We start from the raw sequence: 24301 nt of genomic DNA, 5'->3' as shown, positions 1-24301 counted from the left end.
TCAAGCCACCATCGACCAGCCAAACAGCGCGACCGTCGACAGGATTACCACGTATTTCAACCCGCTCGTGAGATCCGCGTTCCGGATATACCCACAGATGAATCCGGAGATAATTCCCTGGAGCGTAATCGCGTGGAAGAACAACACCGACAGCATCCGAACGTCGACGTTCTCGCTCAGGTCGGCGTCCGCGAGTTCGCCGTCGCCACCGGATGCACCGCCGTTACCCGTCTCGAGGCCGGCCATCGTGTCGATGAACTGCGTCTTGAGGATCGCGATCACGGCCAGAACCGTAATAAACGTCATGATGATGATGACGACCTGCATCCGGGTTCGAGAGCGCCGTTCTCGCTCCAGATCGTCGTGGTTCTCGCTGGCCTGGGCGGCCGTCCGAAGCACGTCGGAGATCTGATTGGACGCCTCCTGTGCTTCGGTGATGAGTCGAGTCGTCCGGGCGAGTCTCGGAATGTGATACTTGTTGTTGAACTCGATGAGCGACTCCTTCAGGCTCATCCCGTAGTTGACCTTCGCGTGCATCGTCTCGAACTCCTGGGCCAGTTTTCCGCTGGTCGTATCCGAGACCGTCTTGAGGGACTCGAGCAGGGTCAGTCCGGTGTCGTTCGAACTCGAGAGCTTTCGAAGGTCCTCGGACAGTTGGCTGACGACCGCGTTTCGGTGTCTGAGGTTCCACTCGCTGAAGATGGCGAGTGGGATCGCCATAACGTACAGGGGGATATAGACGTAGATGACCGTTCCCCAGATGGGATGGTCTAGCAGTCCATCCGTTCCACTCCATGTCGTGGGCGCGGATCCGATGACGACCGCGACGGCGATGATCGCAATCGAGATCGGCGCAGTCAACGCGAGCGTGTAGAGTGGATTGTCACGGAAGAAAATATGCGGCCGTCGCAAGACGTTCACCGTCTCGTGTGCGCCTTCCCGGTTTTTGATCCGGTCGAAGACGCTTCGCTCGCCGGCAAACTGGTTGATCAGACCGAGGTTGAGCACGCCTTGATCGCGGGGATCCTGTACGCGTCGACCGGTGCCACCCATCGTCAGGTAGCCGTCGCCGGGCTCGTCGTGTTTGACCGTTGAGACGAGAACGATGAACGCGACACCGATCAACGGAATCAACGCGTAGACGGTCATAAAGAGCAGACTATCCGCCACGTCGGCCTGGGGAATCATCTGCATGACGACCATGATGATGATCAACAGCAACGGGAACAGCGACAGCGTCATATACATCTCACCGAACAGTTCGAGCGTCTCGAGTGTGATTTCCTGTTCCTGTTTGGCGGTTCGCATATGCTTTTCTTTCTTGTCCTCGAGGAAACTCTGCATGTCACCGCCGCTGTTGACGATCGAGAGCATGTCCGTCAAAAACTGCGACAGTTCGTCGCTCGGCGTCTCGATCGCCTGTTTCCGAATGGCAGTCCGGTAGTCGACGCCGAAGTAGTCGGTCTCCTTGACGATGCTTTGGAACTCCTTTGATACCTCACCGTAGGTGTCGTCAGCTTCAGCCATCGCCTCGATGATCTCGAGTTGATTGAGTCCGCCGACCGACAGCGCGTACATAAACGAGACCGAATCGGTGAGCAACATGTTGATCTCGCGTTTGCGATTCGAGACGCGCGAGTAGGGGATAGCAACGAGCGAGCCAAACCCGAGGACGAACCCGACCGTCCCGAATACGAGTCCAACGATGATCACGAGCGCGGGTGCACGGAGCAGGTCGATGAGTGTAAGTGCAGTTTCGTTTCCGACCGGAATGCCGATGAGGTAGTCGACCTGGACTAGACCTGTTCCGAAGACGGCCCAGCCGAGGACCAGCCCGATCAGCCAGAGGGCAAATCCAGAAATGACGCCGATACCGAGCGCCCGTGAGAGGTAGAGCTCGACTGTATCGGTCATTCGGGCCTGAGAGAGTTTTGTCTCGACGTCGGCGACGAACTCGCTGTTCTCGTCGAACAGGCGACGATACAGCGGGAAGAACGCGTCGCCGAGTGCATCCGTCCCGCCGGAGAGACCGTCGCTCTCACCGATCCCTGCGTCGTCGGTTTGAAGGCTCATGTGTCGGTCTCCTCGTCGTCAGTCGTACCGTTCCCGCGGCCGAACAGCGATTCGTCGTCGTCCGAATCATCTCCGAACAGAGAGCCTTCGTCGCCAGCACCGTCGTCTACGTCGTCGCTGAACGGTGAACTCGGATGCGTCCCGAAGATTGATTCGGGATCCGATCCCTCGACAGCCTCCGATTGATCCGTCTCCGCCCGTCCAGTATTTCCAGCGGGCGTATCGTCGAGTTCGCTGCTGAAGTCGGCGGATGTCTCTTCGCCGTCTTGCTCTGGATCGAAGACAGCGTCAAGTTCTCCCTCGGGGAACATCGGATCGCTCTCACCGGTGTTCGGATCGTCGTCGGAACGACGGTCACCCATCGATTCCAACGTCTCGTCCATGTCGTCGAACAGGCCGCCCAGCGTTTCGTCGTCAGGAACGTCCGCTTTGCCGGTCGTCTCCCCGGACGTCGGTTTCGTGTCGTCGGATTCCCAACTCGGTGAATCAGCGCGTGCTGTGTCGCCGGATTCGGATACATCGGCGGGATCCGTTTCGGTCGACGCCGCCGCTGGTTCCCCGGTCGAGCGATCAGCCGATCCATCGACCGGCTCGAGTGCCTCGGTGTCGGCCGGCGATCCGACCCCATCGTCCTCGCCGAACCACTCCGGTTCGCCCTCGTCGTCAATGCCTGCGTTCGAGTCGGCATCGGAACTCTCGTCTTCGAACGCCCACTCCGCCTCGTCGAGTCCGCTCGTGAAGTCGAACTCGTCGTCCGACTCGACCTCGACTGTTTCCTCGGCTTCGACGTCGCCGAGTGCACTCGCGAGCCCGCTCGGAACCTTTCCGCGGTACTCGTCGAACAACGACTCCTCCGCTCGCTCCAGGATATCCATCGAGAGATTGTACGTCTCGCTCGTCGCGGATGGGCGGGGAACCAGTTCCTCTTTCTCCTGGTCGACGTCGATCAACACGCTTTCCATCTCCCGGAGGTCGTTCAGGCTGTCCTCGAGTTGGCCGTTGGCGATGAGTGTGAGGATCGTGTCGGGGTCGTTGATAAACGCCTGAACGGTCGCCGCGACCTCGGCGTAGGTGTTGAGTTCGTTTTTGATGAGGTACGCGAGGATCACTTCGCGTTTGAACAGTTCTTCCTGCAGTTTCTCCGTACTCCATCCACGGTCGAACTGGACCTCCTCTAAGGTGTTCGAGTCCCCCATCTTGAGGAACTCGTCGGTTTCGGCCTGCCACTGGTAGACGTCCTGAACGTTGATCTCGTCGTGTTCGGCCTCGTAGTGGTTGATCTCGGTAAGTGACTTGTTTCGACGGACTTTCGTCCCCTGGACTCGCGTCTGCGTCTGAATCGAGACCAGATCCAACGCGGTGAACATCGTCTTCGAGACGTTGATCGGATCCGTCGTGAACCGTTTGAGGACCTCGTCGACGGAGTCAGCGTGGAACGTCGTGTACGTAGTGTGACCCGTCGACATGACCTGGAACAGCGTTCGACCCTCCTCACCACGGATCTCACCCATCACGATGTAGTCGGGGCGTTGACGAAGCGCGGCCTCGAGGAGGTCGAACTCGTCGACGTCACCCTGTGCATCGTCGTTGAACGACGGGCGTGTGACGCTCGCGATCCAGTTTCGCTGTGGGAGTTCGACCTCGCGGGTGTCCTCGATGGAGACGATCTTCGCGTTACTCGGGATGAACAGCGAGACGGCGTTCAGCGAGGTCGTTTTCCCGGATGCAGTACCGCCAGCGAAGATCAGGCTCTTGTGGTTCTCGATCGCCAACCAGAGAAACGCCATCTCGTCTAAGCTGAACGTGTTCCAGTTGATGAGGTCGATCGGGGTAAACGGAACGTCTTTGAACTGACGGATGGTGTAGTTGGTTCCGTGGTCGGAAACCTCCTTGCCGAGTGTCAGTTGTGCACGAGAGCCGTCCGGGAGCGTCGCGTCGACCTGTGGCAGTCGTTTACTGATCCCTTTCCCGGATCGCTGGGCAAGTTTGACGACGAAATCGTCGAGTTCGTCCTCACCGTGGTAGATGTTGGAGATGATCTGCTCGTACTCGGAGTGGTAGACGAACACCGGCGAGTTGTAGCCGTCACAGGAGATGTCCTCGACGTTGATGTCGTGTTTGATCCCGTCGATTCGCTCGTAGCCGATGAAGTCGCGCTTGAGTAGGTACAGCAGCTTCTCGACCTGGTACTCGTTTAACGTGTCTGGGTCCTCATCGAGGATGAGCGGTTCAGGGCGAACCTCGATCCCTTGGAGTTCATCAGCTTCGCCGTCGATGTCGCCGTCACTCGAAAGCGCCGACCGCAGCGAGGCGAGGAACCCGGCTTTCGTGTTCCCTCCCATCGCTTCGAAGAGGTCGTACCGCTTGAGGAGCTTTCTCGTTTCGTCTTCGATGACGGTTCGACGGCCGTCCTCGCTCGTCTTTTCTTTGACACCCTCCTCGGAGTACTTGATCGCTCGTCGGAGTTTTCCGGTGAGAAACTCCTTGAGTTCCAGTTCGATCTCGTTTAAGTACGGTTCGATAACGTAGTACTTCTTCTCGTTTTCCCGTTCGGAATGGAAGATGATAACACAAGCGTAGGGTTTGTTCACCCAGTAGCGCTCGACTTCCCTGAAGTGGCTCTTTTTCTCGAGTGGAACTGCCTTCTCGAGGTCGTACCGGTTGGTGACGGTCGTGTTACCGGCGTCGGTCGAGAAGAACTCGTCTTCGTCGATCTCCTCCTGGATGGAAACCGTCCGTTCCTCGATGACCTCGTCTAAGGCCATCGCGATATCGTCGCCGAGCGAGAGCTGTTCCTCGACGTGGTCGGGGTCGAATCCGAGCGCTTCTTCCCCGTCGAACGGGACGATCTCACCGCTACTGTCGCGTGGTCGGTTGCCGTTTTCGTCGTAGTACGTTTCCCACTTGTAGTGTTCCCACGACCAGACATCCTTGACGACCGGTGTCGTCTCGGGATCGCAATGCTCGAGAAACTGGTCCTGAAGGCGTTCGGATTTGGTTCCACAGATCGGGAGAACCTGTTCAGGAAGCTCGTCCGGTTGATACCCGAGATATGCCTCGGGATCGAACGTCACGCGGTCCCAGTCGTCGGCGCGTGGAACCGCGCCACTGCCTTCGTCGGTATCCAACCCGAGTTGGTCGCTGGGATCTCTGGAACCGGCTCCAGAATACAGGGTCGAAACCTCGTCACCGTACCCGTACTCCTCCATGAAATCGGCCCACGTATACTCGCCAACCCGGACGTGTGAGCCCACACCAGAATCCGATCGTTCCTCCGACGCGGGATCGGATGCCTCGCCCTCGGAAAATTCCCCGGCATCCGACTGGTCGGCCTCATCAATAGCCATTGGTACCACCCAAACTCCCACCCTTCAAAAAATTCATGCGCCTATTATCACCCATGATAATTGGACTAAAACCTCATTTTGACGAGCCATAGTTACAGAGTGGGGCCACTATCCTACAATTACCTGAACAAATATTGTTCCAGTAACCGACACATTATATAATTTCCTATTTAGAAGTCGAAAATACATATTTGGCGGTGATAAATTCACATGTGGGATTTTGTTGTTTAATTGTAATGTTTGTCGGACGAACGTGACCCGAATATCTGTGAGACGGTATCTGGCTGTCGGTCTCGAGACGACTCGCCCGCGATTACGGAAAACCGAAGTCGTCCATCGGCTCGAGGAAGTACCGTCGACACGGTACCTGGAACCGCCGTTTCTCCTTCATCGTAGTCCACTCTCAGTCGGGGGCAACCCGGGATAGTCCACTCGTCGCATGCGGCGCTCGCTGCCGAACTCATGACAGTTACTGGTGATCGCTCGGACAGAGTCGGCAATATCCGGTAGAACGAGACAACAGTCCGTACGACTGGACTCGAATCACGGTCGTTGCGCTTCTCCTCTCCCTGATTCGAATCCGCCGTGCCGGTTCGCTCGCCATTGCGTGGCTCGCTGCACGGGCGTGGCGGGATTCGAACCCACGATCAGAAGGTTAGGAACCTCCTGCCCTCTCCGCTAGGCCACACGCCCTTCCGAGAAAATACGTCAGTTCGATTCGGTTTCAGTTTCGGTTTCGGTTTCAGCGTCCGTCTCCTCGGTCGTCACCGGCTCCGTATCGACGAAGTCGGCCTCTTCGTCCTCCTCGAAATCTCCATCACGCATCTCCTCCAGTTCCGTTTCGACCTTTTCACGCCCTTTCTGGAACTCCCCCATTGCCTCACCCGTCGATCGAGCCAGCTTGGGGATTTTGTTTGCCCCGAACAGCAAGATGGCGATGAAAAGGATGATCAGTAATTCCGGACCCCCGGGTGCACCAGGGATGAACAACGGTGCAATTTCGGCTACCATCTCTATGCGTGGCTTACCGGCTGGCAATTATAACCTTTTTGCCTCGGACAGCTATCGAAGAACGTCCGAAAAAGTTGTTCGAACCCGAACACGCCGAAATTGATCCCCGAGTTACCGAGTTGGAAATCGGTATCCACGGTCGAGAGCGGCTCGTGTTTGCGCTTAGCGTGGCCGGTCCGTTCCGGGACCGAACCGTTCTGGGAACGAAACAATCTTTCCGACGTATACGTAAGGGACAGACGATGTCTGAAACTGGCGACAGCGCACCCGATTTTACCGCACCGCTCGCAAACGGCGACGTCGATTCTTTTACGCTCTCCGAACGCCTTGAGGAGGAGGCACCGATCGTCCTCGCGTTCTTCCCTGCCGCGTTCACCGGCGTCTGTACGGACGAGATGTGTACGTTTCAATCGCGCCTCGCGGAGTTCGAAAACGTAAACGCGTCGGTCTACGGCGTCAGCCGAGACTCCCCGTTCACGCTCAACGAGTTCCGCGACCAGAACGACCTCGAGTTCGGGCTGATAAGCGACTTCAACGCCGAGATCATCACCGACTACGGTATCGAGATGGACTTCGAGGACCTCGGCGTCTACGGCGTCGCCAAGCGCTCGGTGTTCGTCGTCGACGACAGCGGTGAGATCGTTTACTCGTGGGTGAGCGACGACCCAGGCGTCGAACCGGAGTACGTCGAAGTCGAAGCTGCGGCCGAGGACGCGGCCTGATACGGATCGTTCTCGTTCGGTACCGGTAATCGATGATCCCGGACGAACGGTCGACGGAACCGACGCCACTCTGGCAAGCGATTGCCTCGCCGCATCGTTTTTTACGTTACCGACTGACGACTACGTATGAACGAACCCGACCCTGGGACTGATTCCAAGCGCGTCTACGATCCTACTGAAGAACACGAGTTCCCCGACGAGAAACTGAACGCCATCCTCGAGTTCGTCGACGAGGACGAGGAGATCACGACCTACCTCGAAGCACAGAACATCAATGCGGTCGATCGGATGCAGTACAACGATCACGGGACCAAACACATCGAGATCGTCCGAAATCGGGCGCTCTGTCTGTACGATCTCCTCAAAGCCGGTGACGTCGATTTCAACGGTGCACGCCAGCAAGGGCTCGACGAGGAAGACGAGTCGGTAATCATCGCGCTCGCGGCGACACTCCACGACGTCGGCCACGTCGTCCACCGCAACGAACACGTCTACTACTCGATCCCGCTGGCCGCCGACATCCTCGATCGAGTCTTAGCGGAGTTCTACGACCTCCCCGACGTCGTGCGAATGAAAGGCGAGGTACTCCACGCAATTCTCTGTCACCACACGGCCGAGACGCCGCTGACGACGGAAGCCGGTATCATCCGCGTCGCCGACGCACTCGACATGGAAAGTGGCCGTTCACGGATTCCCTACGAACACGGCGGCCGCGGGATCAACACCCTCTCGAGCCAGGCGATCAAACGGGTCTCGCTGTACGAGGGCGAGACCAGTCCAGTGATGGTCGAAATAGCAATGACGAACGCGGCAGGCGTCTACCAGGTGGACAATCTCTTGAAGGCGAAACTCCGTGGCTCCGGACTCGAGGACGATATCCGTATCGTGGCCGTCAACACGAACGAAAACCACGAACAACTCGTCGAACGGATCGAGCTTTAGTCGGCGAGTTCGTACCGTCCATCAACCCGTTTGACGTGGCCGCGCTCCCGTAACGTTCCAACGATCGAGAGAACGTTCCCCTTGCTGATGGCGAGATCCGACCGAAGGTTGTCAGCCGTCGCGCCGTCTTTCGTCGCGAGATAGTAGTAGACTAATTTCGCTCGCGGCGTAGTAACATCAGTTGGCACTGACACGTCGGTTCCCTGCTCCACTGTCGAGGTCATATTCGATCTCTGAAGTTCGACGATAATAAATCTGTGTTTCAACGATCGTCGATAATGGGACCCCGTCACCGTGTTTCGACGAGCCGAACAGCGACGACCGATCCGAAACGACACCGATTCGGAGCGATACGACCGATTTCGTCGCGTTGTACCGATCGTCGTATCGTTTTTGTACGTCCCCTGGGACAGGAGACACGATGTCGACCCAGATTACCATCCTCGCACTCTTGACCGGATTGCTGACCGGTGCCCTGTTTCGGTTTCTGAATATCCCGATCCCCGCACCACCGGAGCTCCCCGGCGTGATGGGTATCATCGGGATCTACGTGGGATACAAGATTATCGACCACTTCGAAGTCGGTGTCGATTTCCTCGAGTTACTCGGTGCCTGACCGTCTCCGAGACACCCTATAACCGCTGTACACGCTGATCGCGTCGTATTCCGGCGATGGGACCGGTTTCTCGGGCGGAACCTCCGGAGACCGATCGGGAACGGCCGCGAAAACGAGTCGACGGAGCGTCGTCAGTAGCTCCGAACTTTCGGCTCGTAGGTCTTCTCCTCGCCCTCGAGGATGACTGGGCGGTAGAAAATATTCGGTTCGCCGCCGTCCCAGGAGATGAGCGTGTGTTTGAGCCAGTTCTCGTCGTCGCGAACCTGGTTCTCCTGACGCCAGTGAGCGCCACGGAACTCGTTGCGCACGAGCGCACCGAGTGCGATCGTCTCGGCGACGTCGATCAGGTTGCGCGTCTCGTAGGTCTGCTGGAGGTCGGTGTTGAACGTCCGCGAGGGGTCGTCGACGTAGACGTCCTGGTACTGCTCGCGGCAGTCGCGAATGATCCGGAGTGCCTTCTTGATGCCCTCTTCGGTCCGGAAGACGTTGACGTAGTCGGTCATTGCGTTCTGGAGCCTCGAGCGGATCTCGGCGTGCTGGATGCCGCTGTCTTTCTCCATCAGCCGCTCGACGCGCTCGCGTTCGCGTTCGACGGCGCGCTCGAGGGAGTCAACGCTGGCCGTGACGCCACCGTCTGCGGCGACGTCGCCGCTCGTCTCGAGACCGGTTGCGCCGGGCTGGACGGGGAGGTCGGCGTCGGTCTCGTCCTCGACATCGTCGCCGTATCCCGTCTCGATCTCGGGTTCACCGAGGGTCTCGCCGGCCGCGTGACGACCCGCGCGTTTTCCGAAGACGATGAGCTCAGGAAGGGCGTTGCCGCCCAGGCGATTCCCGCCGTGGACGGAGACGCAAGCGCACTCGCCGGCTGCGTAGAGGCCGTTGATGCAGGTCTGTCCGTTCTCGTCGACATCGATGCCGCCCATCGCGTAGTGTTGACCGGGTTTGACCGGCATCGGCTCGACGAGACCGTCGACGCCCTCGAAGTCCTCTGCGAGGTGAAGGATGTTCTCTAAGCGGTCGATGATGCGTTCCTCGCCCAGGTGGCGCATGTCGAGGTGGACGTACTCGTCGTCGACGCCGCGTCCTTCGTTCACTTCCGTGAGTTCGGCCCGCGCAACGACGTCACGAGAGGCGAGTTCGCCGTCGTTGTTCGCGTAGCCGTACTCGAACATGAACCGCTCGCCGTCGTTGTTGTAGAGGATGCCACCCTCGCCGCGGACACCCTCGGAGATGAGGACACCCGTCGACGGCAGCGAAGTCGGGTGGAACTGGATGAACTCCATGTCCTCGAGTGGTGCGCCGGCGCGATAGGCCATCGCGTGACCGTCGCCCGTACAGGAGACGGCATTGGTGGTGTGATCGAACGCTTGACCGGGGCCGCCGGTCGCGAGAACGACACCGTTGTTTGCCTTGAACCCTTCAATGTTTCCGGACTGGACGTCGTAGGCGACGACTCCGTGGCACTCGCGGTCGTTCGGGTCGGCCTCGTCGCTCGTCGCCAGGTTCATCACGTACCACTCGTCGTAGACCTGGATGCCGCGTTTGACGACCTGTTCGTACATCACGTGAAGGAGGTGGTGGCCGGTCTCGGCACCGGCGTAAGTCGTCCGCGGGAACGAGAGACCGCCGAACGGCCGCTGGGAGACTCGACCGTCGTCCTCGCGGGAGAACGGCATTCCCCAGTGTTCCAGCTGGATCGTCTCGTCGGGGGCGTCCTGTGCGAGGGTTTCGACCGCCGGAGCGTCACCCAGGTAGTCCGACCCCTTCATCGTGTCGTAGGCGTGGAGTTCCCAGTCGTCGCCCTCCCGAAGCGCGGCGTTGATCCCGCCTTCGGCCGCGCCAGTGTGACTGCGAACTGGATGGAGTTTCGAAACGATGGCCGTATCGGCCCCCGCCTCGTTCGCTGCGATTGCCGCCCGGAGGCCGGCGCCGCCAGCGCCGACCACGATGACGTCGTGTTCGTACATATTACCAGAATTTCAGGTTCTTCTTGACTGCTTCGCGCTTGAGCTCCTGGATGTGCTCGGTGAGCGGAATGTCCTTCGGACACACTTCGGTACAGGAGAACTGGGTCTGACACCGCCAGACGCCGTGTTCCTGCTCTAAGAGCCGGAGCCGGTGTTCTTTGATCTCCTCGTCTTCGCGTTCGTCCATCGCGAACCGGTAGGCCTTGTTGATCGCCGCCGGCCCGAGATACTGGTTGTCTCCCGCCGCGACGTTACAACTAGACATACACGCACCACACCAGATACACCGCGTCGACATCTTGACGTTCTCGCGGTTCTCCCGGCTCTGGCGCTGTTCCTCGAGTTCTCCCTCGGGAAGATCTTCTTGCTGGAAGTACGGCTCGACGGCGTGCATCTGGTCGTAGAAGTGATCCATGTCGACGACCAGATCCTTGACGACCTCCTGGTGGGGAAGCGGTTCGATCCGAACCGGCTGCTCGAGTTCCGAAATCTGGGTCTTACAGCCGAGTTGCTGTCTGCCGTTGACGAAGAAGGCATCGGAGCCACAGACGGCCTGGCGACAGGAGTGTCGGAACGTCAGCGAGGAGTCGAACTCGTCGCGGGCGTACATCACCGCGTCGAGGACGGTCATCCCCTTCTCGAAGGGGACGTAGAAGTCGTCGAAACGCGGTTCCTGTTTTCCTTCGACTTCGGGGTCGTAGCGGAACACCTTGATGTGAACCGTCTCGCCCTCGGCTTCGGCTTCCGATTCCGATCGCTCGTCGACCATTCGTTCCTGTTTTTCGTCGAGTCGCCGCTGCTGTGGCGACTCCGCCCCTTTCATCTCGGGGTCTTCCGGTGCTTCTTGCGTCTCCGGTTCTTGGGTTTCCGGCTCCTGTTGTTGCGTGCTCATGTTAGATCATCCCCGCCATCGCGAGTGCAACCCAGATTCCCTGGACGATCAGTGCCACACTTGCAATCGTCAGGACCGCGAGCACTACCTTCTTGGGGGTGCCGCTGAGACCCTGATTGACGAGTGCGTTGTAAACGCCGTTGACGCCGTGGAACGTTCCGGCGATGAGAAACAGCACCATCGTCAGGAAGTAGCCGACGTTCTCCATCCGGGCTCGCGTACCCATGAACGTAACCTCGGCCGCGTGGTTAACGAAGTGAAGCTGAAAGAAGTGGAAAGCGAGAACGACGACGAGAAACGCTGCCGTGATGCGCTGGAGCAGCCACGCGGTTCCGCCCGGCGCGAACGAGGAGTATCGTTCAGCCATCTAAAAGCCCACCCCTTTCAGGAAGGTCGGAACGCTCGCAACGGTGATGATCCCCGTCAGGATCAACGAGGCGTAGAAGCTCTTGTCCTGGGCCTCGAGTCCGATTCCGAGGTCGATCATCAACAGACGGAGCCCGTTCAGGATGTGGAAGACTGCCACCGCGAGCAGGCCGACCTCGAGGAGCCGAACGATGAACAGGCCCTCGAGCCCGCCAAGCGTCGCCGTGTAGATGTCGACCTCGGTGAGGCCGGTCCCCTCGACGTTCGGCAGATCCTCCGCGAACACTTCGACCGTCTCGCCCTGTGCTGCCCCGATTGCCGTACTCAACACGGCGATGTGAGTGAACAGATAGCCGATCAACATCCACCCGGTGAACTTGTGGAAGATCCACGCCCACATGCCGGCCGAGAACTCTTTCCAGCGGCCGTAGTCCTCGATAAGGCCGCGATTGTAAGACTGACTCATGCGCTCGTGTGGACGGTTAGACCGTGGAGGTATAGAAGTTACTTTTGTCACTCCTGGTAGAGAGTGGCGAGAATATTCATTCGGAAAGGAATGAATCGGTCTCGCTAACAAAACACCAAGTTGTCTGATCGCCACAGCCGTGTGGCTCTATCGTAACAACTGAAACGATTTACACACCGATCTCCGACTCCCTGGCGATCGGATGTGCAATGACGTGCAGTGGCTACTACCAACGATCGAATACTCGTGGTGTCATTAGCTACCACGGTCACAGTTCGGATTGGGACCGCTCCATCGTTCGTTCGCGCTCGAGTGCCGTCAGCGTATCCGAGGAGAGACCGACGAGGTGACACAATGGGTTTCCGGGGTAGACCACGGGATTCTCGAGGACACCGACGATGAGCCCGGTAAACGGAGCGTCGACGGTGACGATGTCGTCGTCCTCTTTGAACGGGTTGGTGATCGTACAGATTACCTCATCCTCCTCGACGAGCGCGCCACGCCCCCGCTTCATATCGACGATTCCGCCCGCGTCAGCGCGAAGCCAGGTTTTCTCGTCTTCGTCGCGAATGATCGTCCGCCAGCCGGGCCAGTGGACCGACGACTCCGGATGACAGCCGAACTCCGCGAGCACGCTGGCGACGCCGGTCAGCGCACGGTCGATCAACGGGCGCTGGAAGCGGTGTGCCTCACCCATCTCGACGGTGATCGTCGGAACGCCCGCCTCTGTTGCCTCCCGTCGAAGGGTTCCGGACGGACCCTCACCACCGATGATGACGTTCGAACTGAACGCCTTAGCGAGACGACCGACTGTCGGATCGTCGACTGACGCGCGGACGTGGAGCATGTTCGTTCGTCCGCGCGTCGACGTGTGAAAGTCGATCCCGAGGTCACAGGGCTCGATGAAGTTCGTGAAGATCCGATTGGCCATTCGTCGAGCGCTCGTCGATCCCTCGCGTCCGGGAAACGATCGATTCAGATCCCGGTCGTAGATCGGGAGGTACCGTTCCTGGGCCAGAAAGCCGGGAACGTTCATCACGGGCAGACAGACGAGCGTCCCGTGGAGTTCGGAGTGATCCCAGTCGTGGGCGACTTCGCGGACGACTTCGATCCCGTTGAGTTCGTCGCCGTGTGCCGCCGCCGACAGAAAGACCGTCGGTCCCGGCTTCGAGCCGTTGATGACTGTCACAGGGATCTTGACGGGATCGCCGAGATACGTTTCACTGATGCTGTACCGGATGTTTGCCGACTCGCCTGGGTCGACCCGTCCACCGTTGTACGTAAACGCCTCGTCGTCGACGTCTGTACGTTCGTCGGGCGGTTCGTCGCTCGAGTCGTCGTTCATACACCACTCTCGGAGAGCAACGACGAGAACCTTGTCGTTACGGATCGCCTCGACCGACGACTGCTGGCGCGGGTTGGTGATGGGTTCTACAGAGAGACAGCGAGAGTGCCTCGGGGCTTGACCCCGAGGGTGAATCGCGTAAGCTTTACTACTCATCCAACCGTACTGAAGGATACAGTTGCGACGGGGATTGAAGACCTCAATCCGAAGCAACTGCTGGCAGTTGCGAGGAATGCGACACCTCTCAAAACCCGCTATGGCGGTGAGACGGGTGTTGTCGGGCGGGGTGGAGCCGTCGACCCTCACGGACGCGCCGGGCGTTCGGGTGTTAATTCCAACCGACCCATCGCGGGGAGGACGAGGGGAATTAAATTCGCCTGCGACAGCACGGCCCGTTTTGGGACGTGCGGTCAAAACGGTGAAGCCGCGGGGCTTGCCCCCGCGGTACTTCACTGCACCGACGCCCTGGTGCAACCGCGATCCGTCTTTCGTTCGCTGCCTCTCACTCCCCATGGCGAAGGTGACTCCGTGACGACGCTGATCCGTAACTGGACAATCAAACCGTGGGCATACGTTTTGTACTTTGCCATGTTACAGCTACGCATGGACATCCGTGAGGCCACCGAGTCGGACGTCGATGCAATCCGCTCGATCGCCAGTCAGTCGCTCCGATCGACCTACACCGACTTTCTCGACGAGGATACCGTCGACGATGCGATCGAGCAGTGGTACGGCGAATCGTTCGCCGAAGAACTGATCGACGATCACTCGCTCGTTCTGGTCGTCGAGCGCGACGGAACGATCGTCGCGTTCTCCCAGAGCGATCTGATCGGCCAGCAACATCGCACAGGTCGGATCCTCTGGTTGCACGTCGACCCCGACCAGCGGGGAAGCGGAACCGGGGTTCGTCTGCTCGTACGCACCCGCGAGAAACTGCTTCAGGAGGGTGCCGAACGGATCCACTGTTTCGTCCTCGAGGACAACGAGGGCGGAAACGAGTTCTACCGCGAGCACGGCTTCGAGCAAGCCGGACAGCGCGAGGTCGACATCGGCGAGGAGACGTTCGTCGAGAACGTCTACGCCGAGAGTGAGATCGACGGCGAAGGCTGGGGCGCGACCGACGAACTCGAGGTCGACGGCCAGCGACTGTACGTCAGCTACGGTGAGGCGGCTCGCGGCTCGAAGTCTCCGTTTTACACGGTCTACGAGACAGCCGACCGGGACGAACGCTACGCGTGGCTCTGTGGCCACTGCGATTCGATCGACAACGCGATGGATGCGATGGGCCGGATCGAGTGTAACACCTGTGGCAACCGCCGGAAGGCGACCCGATGGGACGCCTCGTATCTCTAGTCCAGCCTCCCGAGTCGCGTTCCGAGCCAGCTAGTCTGGGACGATATTCACGATCGGACGGGACACAGTCGTACCGTGACCGTCCCAATCAGGGTCGTCTCTCGAGGTACAGCACTCTGTAGGTGATCCTTACCTCCCGAGTCGACACAGGGTCGGTGGACGTCGCCGGGTTCGACCGTCGACGCGTTCGGGACGGGTTCGGACGGATTGCTGTACCGTTGTACCGCTGAAACCGCAGACGGGTCGCGGATTCGGCGGTACCGACGACAGTAAACCGTCTCACTGTAATCGTCGACTATCGTTCGCTGTCGAGCCTCACTCGACTGTTGTATCCACATTACAATTGTCCGATTGCGCTTTCTCCCCTACTGGTCGGACCGTCCGAATCCGCCTTAGTTAGGTCACATCCCCACGCCGACCGCCGTCGAGTACACGAGACTGGCACCTACCATGAGTACACGAGAACATATCGTCCGCGGATTCAAAGCGACGCTCGTCGCTCGAGCGATTTATATGATCTCGAGCGCGCTGTTGATGTTCGTTCTCGCACGCTACCTGCTCGACCCGGACGGCTACGGCGCGCTGTACTGGGCGATCGGTATCCTGGCCGTCGTCCAACTGTTTGCCGACGTCGGTCTCGGGAAGTCGGCCGCGCGATACATCTCCGAGTATCGCGAGACCGATCCCGGCCAGATCCCACACCTGCTACGGTCGACGGTCGCGTTCAAACTCGTTGTGCTCACCGTCGTCGCCTCCGCCCTGTTGGTATTTCACGAACGGATCGCAGTCCTCCTCGGCGACCCGAGCGCCGCCCCGTTTCTCGCGGCCGGCGTCCTCTACATCACGGTCAACTCCTTTAACGTCTTCAGTCAGATCGCCTTCCAGGGATTCAACCGCCTCGAGTACAGCGCGGCGGTCCAGGCTATCGGCGGCACAGCCCGTCTCGTCTTTGCGGTTCTGTTCGTACTCATGGGCCTCGGCGCGCTCGGAGCCCTGTTCGGCTACATCGTCGGCTACGCGATCGCCGCCGTCTTCGGGATGGCCGTCCTCTATTACCGGTTCTATCGTCCCACGGATCCCGCGCCGACGTACGAGGAGGGACTCTCGAGACGCCTCGCCGAGTACAGCGTGCCGCTTACCGCGACCAGAAGCGCCAACGTGGTCGACAAGCAGATCGACACCGTTCTCGTCGGCGTCTTTCTCACACCCGCGGCCGTCGCCTTCTACACCCTGGGCAAACAGATTACCGACTTCGTTCTCGCGCCGGCCGAATCGCTCGGTTTCACGATCTCGCCGAACTTCGGCGAACAGAAAGCCGCCGGGAAACTCGAGGAGGCCCGTCGGATCTACGAGACGTCGCTGACCCACACGATGTTGGTGTACGTGCCGGCGGCGGCCGGCCTGGCGATCGTCGCCGAACCGTTCATCACGCTCGTCTTCGGGGGGGACTACGCGGGAGCCGTTCCGGTGCTCCAGATCCTCGCGGCGTTCGTCGTCCTCCAGGCGATTACGAACCTGACGAGTGACAGTCTCGACTACCTGGGCCGGGCGCGGGCTCGCGCCGTCGCGAAAGGCGTGACTGCGGCGGCTAATCTCGGGTTGAACCTGCTGTTGATTCCGACGATCGGCGTCGTCGGTGCCGCCCTCGCCACGGTCGCAACGCACTCGGTGTACGTGGCGGTGAACCTCTACATCGTCCACACGGAGCTCTCGCTTCGACTCGCTCGTCTCGGGCGCTCGATGGCGATCATCTGCTCGATCACTGGTGCGATGGCTGTCGCCGTCTTGCTGGTGACGCCGATGGTTTCGACCGTCCTCATGCTGTTTGCCACCATCGGCCTGGGTGGCCTCGTCTGGGCCGTGCTCGTCCTGGTCAGCGGATTCGTCGATCTGCGCGACGTCAGATCGGTCGTCGGCTGATCGAGACGGTGTGTCGCCCGCCACTGGCTCGCTTCCGTCGGATTAACTACGAATACTTATCCGCCAGCTTTGTGTTGGATACGTATGAGCGATGCTGACGCCGTCACGGTCGGGGTATTGAGTTTACACACGAGCAAGGAAACCAAGGCCATTCTCAACGCTGTCGAGGCGTTAGGTCACGACACCGAGTGGCTTCGAACCGAGAACACCGCGATCAGCGTCACCGACGGGAGCGTCGTCCTCGAGCCGGCGGTCGACGTGATCGCAAACCGGATGTTGCTCTCGAACACCGAACAGCCGGCCGAAGAGCTCGGACTTGCGAACACGTTCGCCCAGCTCGTGCCGACGCTCAACGAGCCGAAGTCCGTCCTCACGGCGATTCACAAGCTCTCGACGGCCACGACGCTCGCGGCTAACGACGTCCGGACCCCCGACGTCACCCTCGCGCTCAACAGCGAAGGGTTAAACGCCGCTCGAGAACGGTACGGCGAGGAAGCGGTGTACAAGACCGCGATCGGCACACACGGCGGCGGCACCTGGAAGGTTGGCCGGGACGAGCCGGTCAACGCCAAGGTCGGGAACCGATACGCGTTCTTACAGGAACTCGTCGACCACGACGACCTCAGACACCGGGACGTCAGAGTCTACGTCGTCGACGGCGAAGTCATCAGCGCGATGTACCGGTACGCGCCGGACAACGACTGGCGGACGAACGTCGCTCTCGGCGGCACCGTCGAGAACGCGACCGACGACCTCCCCGACGATGTTCGAGAGATGGCCCAGCGAGCGGCCGACGCTGTCGGGCTCGACTACGCTGGCGTCGACCTCGTCGAGAGTGAAGAGGGCTGGTTCGTCCTCGAGGTCAATCCGACCGCCGGCTTCAAGGGGCTCTACGAGGCGACCCACATCAGTCCCGCCCCCTACATCGCGAAACTCGCGATCGAACGTGCTGGCGGTGAGGTCGACGACCAGCGGGTCGAGGAGCTGTCCGCGGTGCTCGACGACTCACAGCCCACGGCACAGCCGGTACAGACCACACAGCCGAGCGAGGAAACGGCCGTGATCGGCTACACCGAGGAGGTCGTCCTCTCGGGGACGAGCGGGTCGAAGTCGATCATCGCGAAGTCCGACACCGGTGCGACGCGGACGAGCATCGACACGGCGCTCGCCGCCGACATCGGCGCCGGTCCGATCAAATCGATCACACGGATCCGATCCGGGAGTTCGAAGACCGCGAAGAGTCGTCCCGTCGTCGACGTCGTCGTCGGCGTCGGTGGCAACCAGCACACCGTCACCGCGAGCGTCGAGGACCGAAGCCACATGGATTACCCCGTCCTCCTCGGCCGGGACATCCTCGAGAACTACCAGGTCGACGTCAGCCGACGAATCGACGGCAATCCCGCCGACACGCCCGAAGAGGAGGAGTAACGGACCGCATTACGTGGGGCCAGTCCCGGGTTACCGATGGATGACTGTTCCCACCGGTTATTTTATTGTTCAGTTGTGCTAACACGTAGGCGCATGACGACGGTCCTCGCATCCACGCTCTCCAACAAACCGGTGATGGGATCGGACGGCAAAGAACTCGGAACGGTGCACAACGTCACGATGAACGTCGAGACCGGTGCACTCGAGTACGTCCTCGTAACGCCGAAAGCGGACGACGTTCACCGCTTCGAGACGGACGACGACGGGACGTTGCTCGTTCCCGCCGACAAGATCCAGAACGTCGACGACTACCTGATGGTCGAGTGACCGACGGCCCGTAGACGCCTGGCGGAACCTAGTACCCTCCCAAGCGTCGACTGCAGGCGCGCCAAAGCACTAGCCGGAGTGGTTGGCGAAACCCGTTTGGGGTAGCGACCGCCATAGCGGTCGGCCACGACCCTCGCCGCGGTTCCGGGTCCGCCCCGATTCCCGCGACCAGTCCGGATCCGTAAAAGAGCAGTATCGATACTCGTTACTCGGAGAGCGAACCCGGAGTCCACGATCCGTCGAAGTCCTCGTGACGGTACTCCGTCCCGTCGGCGCCCGCGTAGGTGCCGACGCAGTGGCCATCACCTTGGAGGTAGTACTGGTAGGTGGTCAGCCCCTCGAGGCCGACCGGGCCGCGGGCGTGGATCTTGCCGGTGCTGATGCCGACCTCGGCCCCCAGGCCGAACCGGTAGCCGTCGCTGAATCTGGTCGAGGCGTTGTGAAACACCGAGGCGGAGTCGAGACTCCGCATGAACGTCCCCGCACGGTCGGCGTCGTCGGTGACGATCGACTCGGTGTGTTTCGAGCCGTAGGTGGTGACGTGCTCGAGTGCAGTCTCGAGGGAGTCGACGACGCGAACGGAAAGAATCAGGTCGCCGTACTCGGTCGACCAGTCCTCGTCCGTGGCGGCTCCGACGTCGACGATCGATCGCGTAGCCTCGTCGCCACGGACCTCGACGTCCGCCTCGGCGTAGCGCTCGGCGATCGCGGGCAGGAACTCCTCGGCGACGTCCTCGTGGACGAGCATCGTCTCGACGGCGTTACAGACCGCGGGATACTGCACCTTCGCGTCGTAGGCGATCTCCTCGGCCATGCCGAGGTCGGCCTCGCTGTCGACGTAGACGTGACAGACGCCCTCGGTGTGGCCGAGGACGGGGATGCTCGTGTTGTCCTGGATGTAGGAGACGAACTGGGAACTCCCGCGGGGCATGACGAGGTCGATGGCGTCGTCCATCTTGAGGATCGTATCGACGTCTGCGCGGGCCTCGATGAGCTGTGCCCAGCCGTCGGGTGCGTCTGCCGTCGCCTCGCGGATGATCTCGTACAGGACCCGGTTGGACTCGCTCGCCTCGCTGCCGCCTTTCAGGATGGCCGCGTTTCCGGACTTCAGACTGAGTGCGGCGATCTGGACGAGCGCGTCGGGCCGGGACTCGAAGATCGTCCCGACGACGCCGATCGGGACGGTCTGTTCGTACAGTTCGAGCCCGTCGTCGAGTTTCCGCGCGGTCCGCGTCCGCCCCAGGGGATCGTCCTGCCCGGCGACGCTCCGGACCATCTCCGTGATGCTCTCGAGTTTTGCCGGTGAGAGCTTCAGCCGGTCGACCAGCGCCTGGCTGTACTCGCCGGCCTCGAGCAGTTTCTCGCCCTCGCGGACGTCGACTTCGTTGGCCTCGAGGATCTCGTCGTGGCTTTCGTCGATCGCGTCGGCGATCGCGTGTAACGCCTCCGAGCGTCGGTCGTCGGAGTACTTCGCGAGCTCCAGGGCCGCGGCCTGTGCCTCCTCGACTTTCGTCTCCGTCGATTTCTCAGTCATCGATGACACCGTTCGTTGGAACGAATATGGTCCCGACCGCCTTCCCACCAGCGATTTTTTCGAGGACGTCTTCCTCGGTCGACTTCGCGATGACGGCGGGGATGCCGTGTTCGCTGACCGAGCGCGCGCCGGCTACCTTCGTCTGGATGCCACCGAAGGTCGCGCTCGCACTGCCGTCGACGATTTCCTGAACGTCGGCGTAGTTGCGGCCGACGGCCTCGATGCGTTCTGCGTCCGGGTCTTCCTTCGGGTTGCCCGTGTAGACCCCGCCGACGTCGGTGAGCGTGACGAGCAACTCGCTGTCGACGCCGACGGCGACCGACGAGGAGAGCATGTCGTTGTCGCCGATCCGGATCTCCTCGGTCGCGACGGCGTCGTTCTCGTTGATGATCGGGACGATATCCCACTCGAGCAACGTCTCGATCGTGTTCTTGAAGTTCGTGAACCGATCGGGGTTGTCGAGATCGTTCTGTGTCAACAGGATCTGGGCGACCTTCCGGTCGTAGCGCTCGAAGCTTTCCGTGTACCGACGCATCAGGTGAGATTGCCCGACCGTCGACAGCGCCTGGGATTCCTCGACGGTCTCGTCGGTGTAGCCGACCCGTCCCTTTCCGGCGCCGACCGCACCGGAGGAGACGAGGACGACTTCCTTCTCGCGTTCGAGCAGATCGACGACGTCGTCCACGAGCTTGTCGAGTTTCTCGTCGTCCAGATTCGACTCGTCGTCAGTCAAGGAGTTCGTCCCGGCTTTGACGACGACGCGATCGGCGTCGGCTGCGAGCTGTCGGGCCTCTTCGACGACGCTCAGTTCGACGGCGTCAGTCATCGTCGAACTCTCGTGCTAACTCCGCGGATCGTTCTTCGGCGGCCGATACCGCTTCGGCGACCGCCTCGTCGGCCGTACTCTCCCAGAGGACTTCCATCCCCTCGATGGTCGTCCCCTTCGGCGAACAGACCGCATCGATCAACTCGTCGATATCCCGCTCCGAGCGCAGGACCGTCTCCGCGGCCCCCTTGAACGTCTGGGCGGCGAGCACTGCCGCATCGTCGGGCTCGAGTCCGGCGTCGACGCCGGCGTCGCGCATCGCGCCGATCAGATAGAAGACGAACGCCGGGCCGCTTCCGTTGACGGCGGTCGCAATATCCATCTGGGTCTCCTCGACCTCGACGAACTCGCCGACGTCGTCGAGGAGCGTCCTGACCTCGTCGGGGATCTCCGCTCCCGTCGCCGCGGCCGCCATATTCCCCGTCTCCGCGGCGAGGTTCGGCATGATTCGGACGACCGTCGCGTCGGTGTACTCCGCGAGGGTCGACGTCGGGACGCCGGCGGCGATCGAGACGAGCGTCTGCTCCGGCGAGAGATCGAGATCGCTCACGACGTCGACGACGAGCCCCGGTTTGACGGCGACGACGACGACGTCGGCCTCGGTGGCGACCGCGGGATCGGTCGTGGTCTCCGCACAGTCGTCCGACACCGCCTCGAGCGCCGCCTGATCGACGTCGCACGCGATAACCGTGTGCTCTCCAGTTCTCGAGAGCCCCCGTATCAGGGCGCTCCCCATGTTGCCACACCCAATGACGCTGGCACGTACCATTCTATATACACCACACGGATCGAGGGGGACATAGCAACTTTGATTTCGCCCCGAACCGCGGCCTGCCCGCTCGAACCTATCGACGACGAGGGTTCGCTGATGTGAAAGAAAGTTTTCTTTAAGCCGAAGAGTTCGTTACCGAGTTAGACAATCTTAATAGGGAAACCCAGCAATTGGTAGCTGATGACTGGATCAAACCAGGACTGGTGGCCGAATCGGTTGAGCGTTTCCATGCTCGATCAGAACGTTCGGCCGTCCGACCCGATGGACGAGGAGTTCGACTACGCCGAGGAGTTCGAAGCAATCGACTTCGAGGAACTGAAAGCGGACATCGAGGACGTGATGACGACGTCCCAAGATTGGTGGCCTGCCGACTACGGCCACTACGGCCCGCTTTTCATCCGGATGGCCTGGCACAGCGCCGGCACCTACCGCACCAGCGACGGCCGCGGCGGTGCTTCCGGCGGCCGACAGCGCTTCGCGCCGCTCAACAGCTGGCCCGATAACGCGAACCTCGACAAGGCACGGCGGCTGCTCTGGCCGGTCAAGCAGAAGTACGGCCGTCAGCTTTCGTGGGCCGACCTGATCGTGCTGGCCGGCAACGTCGCCCTGGAATCGATGGGATTCGAGACGTTCGGCTTCGGCGGCGGACGCGAGGACGACTACCAGCCGGACGACGCCGTCGACTGGGGTCCCGAAGACGAGATGGAAGCGTCCGACCGCTTCACCGAGGAAGGTGAACTCGAGGGGACGCTCGCCGCGACCGTCATGGGCCTGATCTACGTGAATCCGGAGGGGCCGGACGGTGAGCCGGATCCGGAGAAGTCCGCGGAACGAATTCGAGAGTCGTTCAGCCTGATGGCGATGAACGACGAGGAGACGGCCGCGCTCATCGCCGGCGGACACACCTTCGGGAAGGTCCACGGCGCTTCCGACCCCGACGAGCACGTCGGTCCAGAGCCGGAGGCTGCCCCGATCGACAAGCAGGGGCTGGGCTGGGAGAGCAGCCACGGTTCCGGGAAGGGAGCCGACACGATCACCAGCGGGATCGAAGGACCATGGACCACCGCGCCGACCCGGTGGGACACCGGCTTCATCGACAACCTGCTGAACTACAAGTGGTGGCCCGAGAAGGGGCCCGGTGGCGCGTGGCAGTGGACCACACAGGACGGCGAACTCGACGAGGCCGCACCGGGTACGGAAGATCCGTCGGAGAACGAGGACGTGATGATGCTAACGACGGACGTTGCGCTCAAGCGCGATCCCGACTACCGGGAGATCCTAGAGCGCTTCCAGGAGAACCCCCGGGAGTTCCAGGAGGCGTTCGCGAAGGCCTGGTACAAGCTGATCCACCGCGACATGGGCCCGCCGGAACGACTCCTCGGCCCGGAAGTTCCCGACGAGGAGATGCTCTGGCAGGACCCGCTCCCCGACGCCGACTACGATCTGATCGGCGACGAGGAGATCGCCGAGCTCAAAGAGGAACTCCTCGCCTCGGAGCTCTCGATCTCTCAGCTCGTCAAGACCGCCTGGGCGTCGGCGTCGACCTACCGCGACAGCGACAAGCGCGGCGGCGCAAACGGCGCGCGCATCCGCCTCGAGCCCCAGCGGAGCTGGGAAGTCAACGAGCCCGAGCAACTCGAGACGGCACTCGAGACCTACGAGGAGATTCAGGCGGAGTTCAACGACTCCCGATCCGACGACGTGCGCGTCTCGCTTGCCGACCTGATCGTGCTGGGCGGCAACGCGGCCGTCGAGCAGGCAGCGGCCGACGCCGGCTACGACGTCGACGTTCCGTTCGAGCCGGGCCGGACCGACGCGACCCAAGAACAGACCGACCCCGAGTCCTTCGAGGCGCTCAAACCTCCGGCTGACGGGTTCCGCAACTACTACAGCGACGAGGCCGACCGTTCCCAGGAAGAGCTGTTGGTCGACAAGGCGGATCTCCTGAACCTGACGGTCCCCGAGATGACGGTGCTGGTCGGCGGGATGCGTGCACTGAACGCGACCTACCAGGACTCCGAACTCGGCGTCCTCACGGACCGCCCGGAGACGTTGACCAACGACTTCTTCGTGAACCTGCTCGATATGGACTACGAGTGGGAGGCGGCCGAAGACTCCCAGGACATCATGGGATGGGAAGCCCCGACGGACACCAGAGATGGCGAGGTCTTCGAACTGCGAAACCGCGAGACGGGCGAACTCGAGTGGACGGCGACCCGTGCCGATCTCATCTTCGGTTCGAACTCCCGGCTTCGCGCCTCCGCGGACGTCTACGCCGCCGACGACGCCGAGGAGAAGTTCGTTCGCGACTTCGTCGACACCTGGAGCAAAGTGATGCAACACGACCGGTTCGACCTCGAGTAACGCTCGAGACGCTCGCTGCGTCCCTTGGTC

Annotated in this window: 20 protein-coding genes and 1 tRNA gene; 8 read left to right on the top strand and 13 right to left on the bottom strand. The window is 61.1% G+C overall.

Features of this window, described 5'->3' with window-relative positions; genetic code table 11:
* The 4 genes from FYC77_RS05250 to tatA form a co-directional block, all read right to left on the bottom strand.
* Positions 1–2073, bottom strand: coding sequence for a type II secretion system F family protein (locus tag FYC77_RS05250; RefSeq protein WP_149080455.1), 2073 nt, complete (start codon positions 2071–2073; stop codon positions 1–3).
* Complete coding sequence (locus FYC77_RS05245) at positions 2070–5420, bottom strand: type II/IV secretion system ATPase subunit (protein WP_149080454.1); 3351 nt, start codon at positions 5418–5420, stop codon at positions 2070–2072. Before FYC77_RS05245 ends, FYC77_RS05250 begins: the two co-directional genes overlap by 4 nt.
* A gap of 620 nt (positions 5421–6040) precedes the next feature.
* Positions 6041–6113 (bottom strand) — tRNA-Arg (locus FYC77_RS05240).
* Between the two features lie 15 nt (positions 6114–6128).
* Complete coding sequence (gene tatA, locus FYC77_RS05235) at positions 6129–6431, bottom strand: twin-arginine translocase TatA/TatE family subunit (protein WP_149080453.1); 303 nt, start codon at positions 6429–6431, stop codon at positions 6129–6131.
* A 242-nt stretch (positions 6432–6673) separates the two neighbouring features.
* Here tatA and FYC77_RS05230 point away from each other — a divergent pair, with 242 nt between their 5' ends.
* Positions 6674–7153, top strand: coding sequence for a redoxin domain-containing protein (locus FYC77_RS05230; RefSeq protein WP_149080452.1), 480 nt, complete (start codon positions 6674–6676; stop codon positions 7151–7153).
* A gap of 126 nt (positions 7154–7279) precedes the next feature.
* Positions 7280–8095: an HD domain-containing protein gene (locus tag FYC77_RS05225; RefSeq protein WP_149080451.1), complete on the top strand. Its 816-nt coding sequence runs from the start codon at positions 7280–7282 to the stop codon at positions 8093–8095.
* Here FYC77_RS05225 and FYC77_RS05220 read toward each other — a convergent pair.
* Positions 8092–8319: a helix-turn-helix domain-containing protein gene (locus tag FYC77_RS05220; protein ID WP_149080450.1), complete on the bottom strand. Its 228-nt coding sequence runs from the start codon at positions 8317–8319 to the stop codon at positions 8092–8094. The genes FYC77_RS05225 and FYC77_RS05220 overlap by 4 nt on opposite strands.
* A gap of 197 nt (positions 8320–8516) precedes the next feature.
* On the opposite strand from FYC77_RS05220, the gene FYC77_RS05215 reads away from it, so the two are divergent.
* Positions 8517–8711 (top strand): XapX domain-containing protein, encoded by a 195-nt coding sequence (locus FYC77_RS05215; protein WP_149080449.1) that lies wholly within the window; start codon positions 8517–8519, stop codon positions 8709–8711.
* Between the two features lie 131 nt (positions 8712–8842).
* Here FYC77_RS05215 and FYC77_RS05210 read toward each other — a convergent pair whose 3' ends face one another.
* From FYC77_RS05210 to FYC77_RS05190, 5 genes are all read right to left on the bottom strand, one after another.
* The gene (locus FYC77_RS05210) at positions 8843–10678 is read right to left on the bottom strand and encodes an FAD-binding protein (protein ID WP_149080448.1); all 1836 of its coding nucleotides are present in this window, start codon (positions 10676–10678) and stop codon (positions 8843–8845) included.
* A gap of 1 nt (position 10679) precedes the next feature.
* Positions 10680–11570 carry a succinate dehydrogenase/fumarate reductase iron-sulfur subunit gene (locus tag FYC77_RS05205; protein WP_149080447.1) on the bottom strand — a complete coding sequence of 297 codons (891 nt, stop codon included), beginning with the start codon at positions 11568–11570 and terminating at the stop codon, positions 10680–10682.
* A 1-nt stretch (position 11571) separates the two neighbouring features.
* Entirely contained in the window at positions 11572–11937 is a 366-nt protein-coding gene (locus tag FYC77_RS05200) for a succinate dehydrogenase (protein ID WP_149080446.1), read from the bottom strand.
* Positions 11938–12402, bottom strand: a complete 465-nt coding sequence (gene sdhC / locus FYC77_RS05195) for a succinate dehydrogenase, cytochrome b556 subunit (protein WP_149080445.1) — start codon at positions 12400–12402, stop codon at positions 11938–11940.
* 268 nt (positions 12403–12670) lie between these two features.
* Entirely contained in the window at positions 12671–13747 is a 1077-nt protein-coding gene (locus FYC77_RS05190) for a succinylglutamate desuccinylase/aspartoacylase family protein (RefSeq protein WP_149080444.1), read from the bottom strand.
* Between the two features lie 603 nt (positions 13748–14350).
* Between FYC77_RS05190 and FYC77_RS05185 the strand changes: the two genes are divergently transcribed.
* From FYC77_RS05185 to FYC77_RS05170, 4 genes are all read left to right on the top strand, one after another.
* Entirely contained in the window at positions 14351–15100 is a 750-nt protein-coding gene (locus tag FYC77_RS05185; protein WP_149080536.1) for a GNAT family N-acetyltransferase, read from the top strand.
* A gap of 450 nt (positions 15101–15550) precedes the next feature.
* Positions 15551–17020 carry a flippase gene (locus tag FYC77_RS05180; protein WP_149080443.1) on the top strand — a complete coding sequence of 490 codons (1470 nt, stop codon included), beginning with the start codon at positions 15551–15553 and terminating at the stop codon, positions 17018–17020.
* An 84-nt stretch (positions 17021–17104) separates the two neighbouring features.
* On the top strand, positions 17105–18448 hold the full coding sequence (locus FYC77_RS05175; RefSeq protein ID WP_149080442.1) for a RimK family alpha-L-glutamate ligase: 1344 nt from the start codon (positions 17105–17107) through the stop codon (positions 18446–18448).
* A gap of 93 nt (positions 18449–18541) precedes the next feature.
* Entirely contained in the window at positions 18542–18775 is a 234-nt protein-coding gene (locus tag FYC77_RS05170) for a PRC-barrel domain-containing protein (protein WP_149080441.1), read from the top strand.
* Positions 18776–18980: 205 nt separating this feature from the next.
* On the opposite strand, the gene FYC77_RS05165 is transcribed toward FYC77_RS05170, so the two are convergent.
* Genes FYC77_RS05165 through proC form a run of 3 tightly spaced genes read right to left on the bottom strand, consistent with a single transcriptional unit; the run spans position 18981 to position 21904 of the window.
* Positions 18981–20309 (bottom strand): glutamate-5-semialdehyde dehydrogenase, encoded by a 1329-nt coding sequence (locus FYC77_RS05165; protein ID WP_149080440.1) that lies wholly within the window; start codon positions 20307–20309, stop codon positions 18981–18983.
* Positions 20302–21135 (bottom strand): glutamate 5-kinase, encoded by an 834-nt coding sequence (gene proB / locus FYC77_RS05160; protein WP_149080439.1) that lies wholly within the window; start codon positions 21133–21135, stop codon positions 20302–20304. Before proB ends, FYC77_RS05165 begins: the two co-directional genes overlap by 8 nt.
* Positions 21128–21904, bottom strand: a complete 777-nt coding sequence (gene proC, locus FYC77_RS05155) for a pyrroline-5-carboxylate reductase (RefSeq protein ID WP_149080438.1) — start codon at positions 21902–21904, stop codon at positions 21128–21130. Before proC ends, proB begins: the two co-directional genes overlap by 8 nt.
* Positions 21905–22087: 183 nt before the next feature.
* Here proC and katG point away from each other — a divergent pair, with 183 nt between their 5' ends.
* Positions 22088–24271, top strand: coding sequence for a catalase/peroxidase HPI (katG, locus tag FYC77_RS05150; RefSeq protein ID WP_149080437.1), 2184 nt, complete (start codon positions 22088–22090; stop codon positions 24269–24271).
* Positions 24272–24301: the final 30 nt, after the last annotated feature.

Source organism: Natrialba swarupiae (assembly GCF_008245225.1).
Taxonomy (GTDB): Archaea; Halobacteriota; Halobacteria; order Halobacteriales; family Natrialbaceae; genus Natrarchaeobius; species Natrarchaeobius swarupiae.
Note: the sequence above shows the minus strand (reverse complement) of the source record. Positions and strands in the feature narration are given on the sequence as shown.

Excerpts from the sequence above, each read along its gene's own strand:
- FYC77_RS05250 (WP_149080455.1), bottom strand. The coding sequence starts at position 2,073 with ATGAGCCTTCAAACCGACGACGCAGGGATCGGTGAGAGCGACGGTCTC.
- FYC77_RS05245 (WP_149080454.1), bottom strand. The coding sequence starts at position 5,420 with ATGGCTATTGATGAGGCCGACCAGTCGGATGCCGGGGAATTTTCCGAG.
- tatA (WP_149080453.1), bottom strand. The coding sequence starts at position 6,431 with ATGGTAGCCGAAATTGCACCGTTGTTCATCCCTGGTGCACCCGGGGGT.
- FYC77_RS05230 (WP_149080452.1), top strand. The coding sequence starts at position 6,674 with ATGTCTGAAACTGGCGACAGCGCACCCGATTTTACCGCACCGCTCGCA.
- FYC77_RS05225 (WP_149080451.1), top strand. The coding sequence starts at position 7,280 with ATGAACGAACCCGACCCTGGGACTGATTCCAAGCGCGTCTACGATCCT.
- FYC77_RS05220 (WP_149080450.1), bottom strand. The coding sequence starts at position 8,319 with ATGACCTCGACAGTGGAGCAGGGAACCGACGTGTCAGTGCCAACTGAT.
- FYC77_RS05215 (WP_149080449.1), top strand. The coding sequence starts at position 8,517 with ATGTCGACCCAGATTACCATCCTCGCACTCTTGACCGGATTGCTGACC.
- FYC77_RS05210 (WP_149080448.1), bottom strand. The coding sequence starts at position 10,678 with ATGTACGAACACGACGTCATCGTGGTCGGCGCTGGCGGCGCCGGCCTC.
- FYC77_RS05205 (WP_149080447.1), bottom strand. The coding sequence starts at position 11,570 with ATGAGCACGCAACAACAGGAGCCGGAAACCCAAGAACCGGAGACGCAA.
- FYC77_RS05200 (WP_149080446.1), bottom strand. The coding sequence starts at position 11,937 with ATGGCTGAACGATACTCCTCGTTCGCGCCGGGCGGAACCGCGTGGCTG.
- sdhC (WP_149080445.1), bottom strand. The coding sequence starts at position 12,402 with ATGAGTCAGTCTTACAATCGCGGCCTTATCGAGGACTACGGCCGCTGG.
- FYC77_RS05190 (WP_149080444.1), bottom strand. The coding sequence starts at position 13,747 with ATGAACGACGACTCGAGCGACGAACCGCCCGACGAACGTACAGACGTC.
- FYC77_RS05185 (WP_149080536.1), top strand. The coding sequence starts at position 14,351 with ATGGACATCCGTGAGGCCACCGAGTCGGACGTCGATGCAATCCGCTCG.
- FYC77_RS05180 (WP_149080443.1), top strand. The coding sequence starts at position 15,551 with ATGAGTACACGAGAACATATCGTCCGCGGATTCAAAGCGACGCTCGTC.
- FYC77_RS05175 (WP_149080442.1), top strand. The coding sequence starts at position 17,105 with ATGAGCGATGCTGACGCCGTCACGGTCGGGGTATTGAGTTTACACACG.
- FYC77_RS05170 (WP_149080441.1), top strand. The coding sequence starts at position 18,542 with ATGACGACGGTCCTCGCATCCACGCTCTCCAACAAACCGGTGATGGGA.
- FYC77_RS05165 (WP_149080440.1), bottom strand. The coding sequence starts at position 20,309 with ATGACTGAGAAATCGACGGAGACGAAAGTCGAGGAGGCACAGGCCGCG.
- proB (WP_149080439.1), bottom strand. The coding sequence starts at position 21,135 with ATGACTGACGCCGTCGAACTGAGCGTCGTCGAAGAGGCCCGACAGCTC.
- proC (WP_149080438.1), bottom strand. The coding sequence starts at position 21,904 with ATGGTACGTGCCAGCGTCATTGGGTGTGGCAACATGGGGAGCGCCCTG.
- katG (WP_149080437.1), top strand. The coding sequence starts at position 22,088 with ATGACTGGATCAAACCAGGACTGGTGGCCGAATCGGTTGAGCGTTTCC.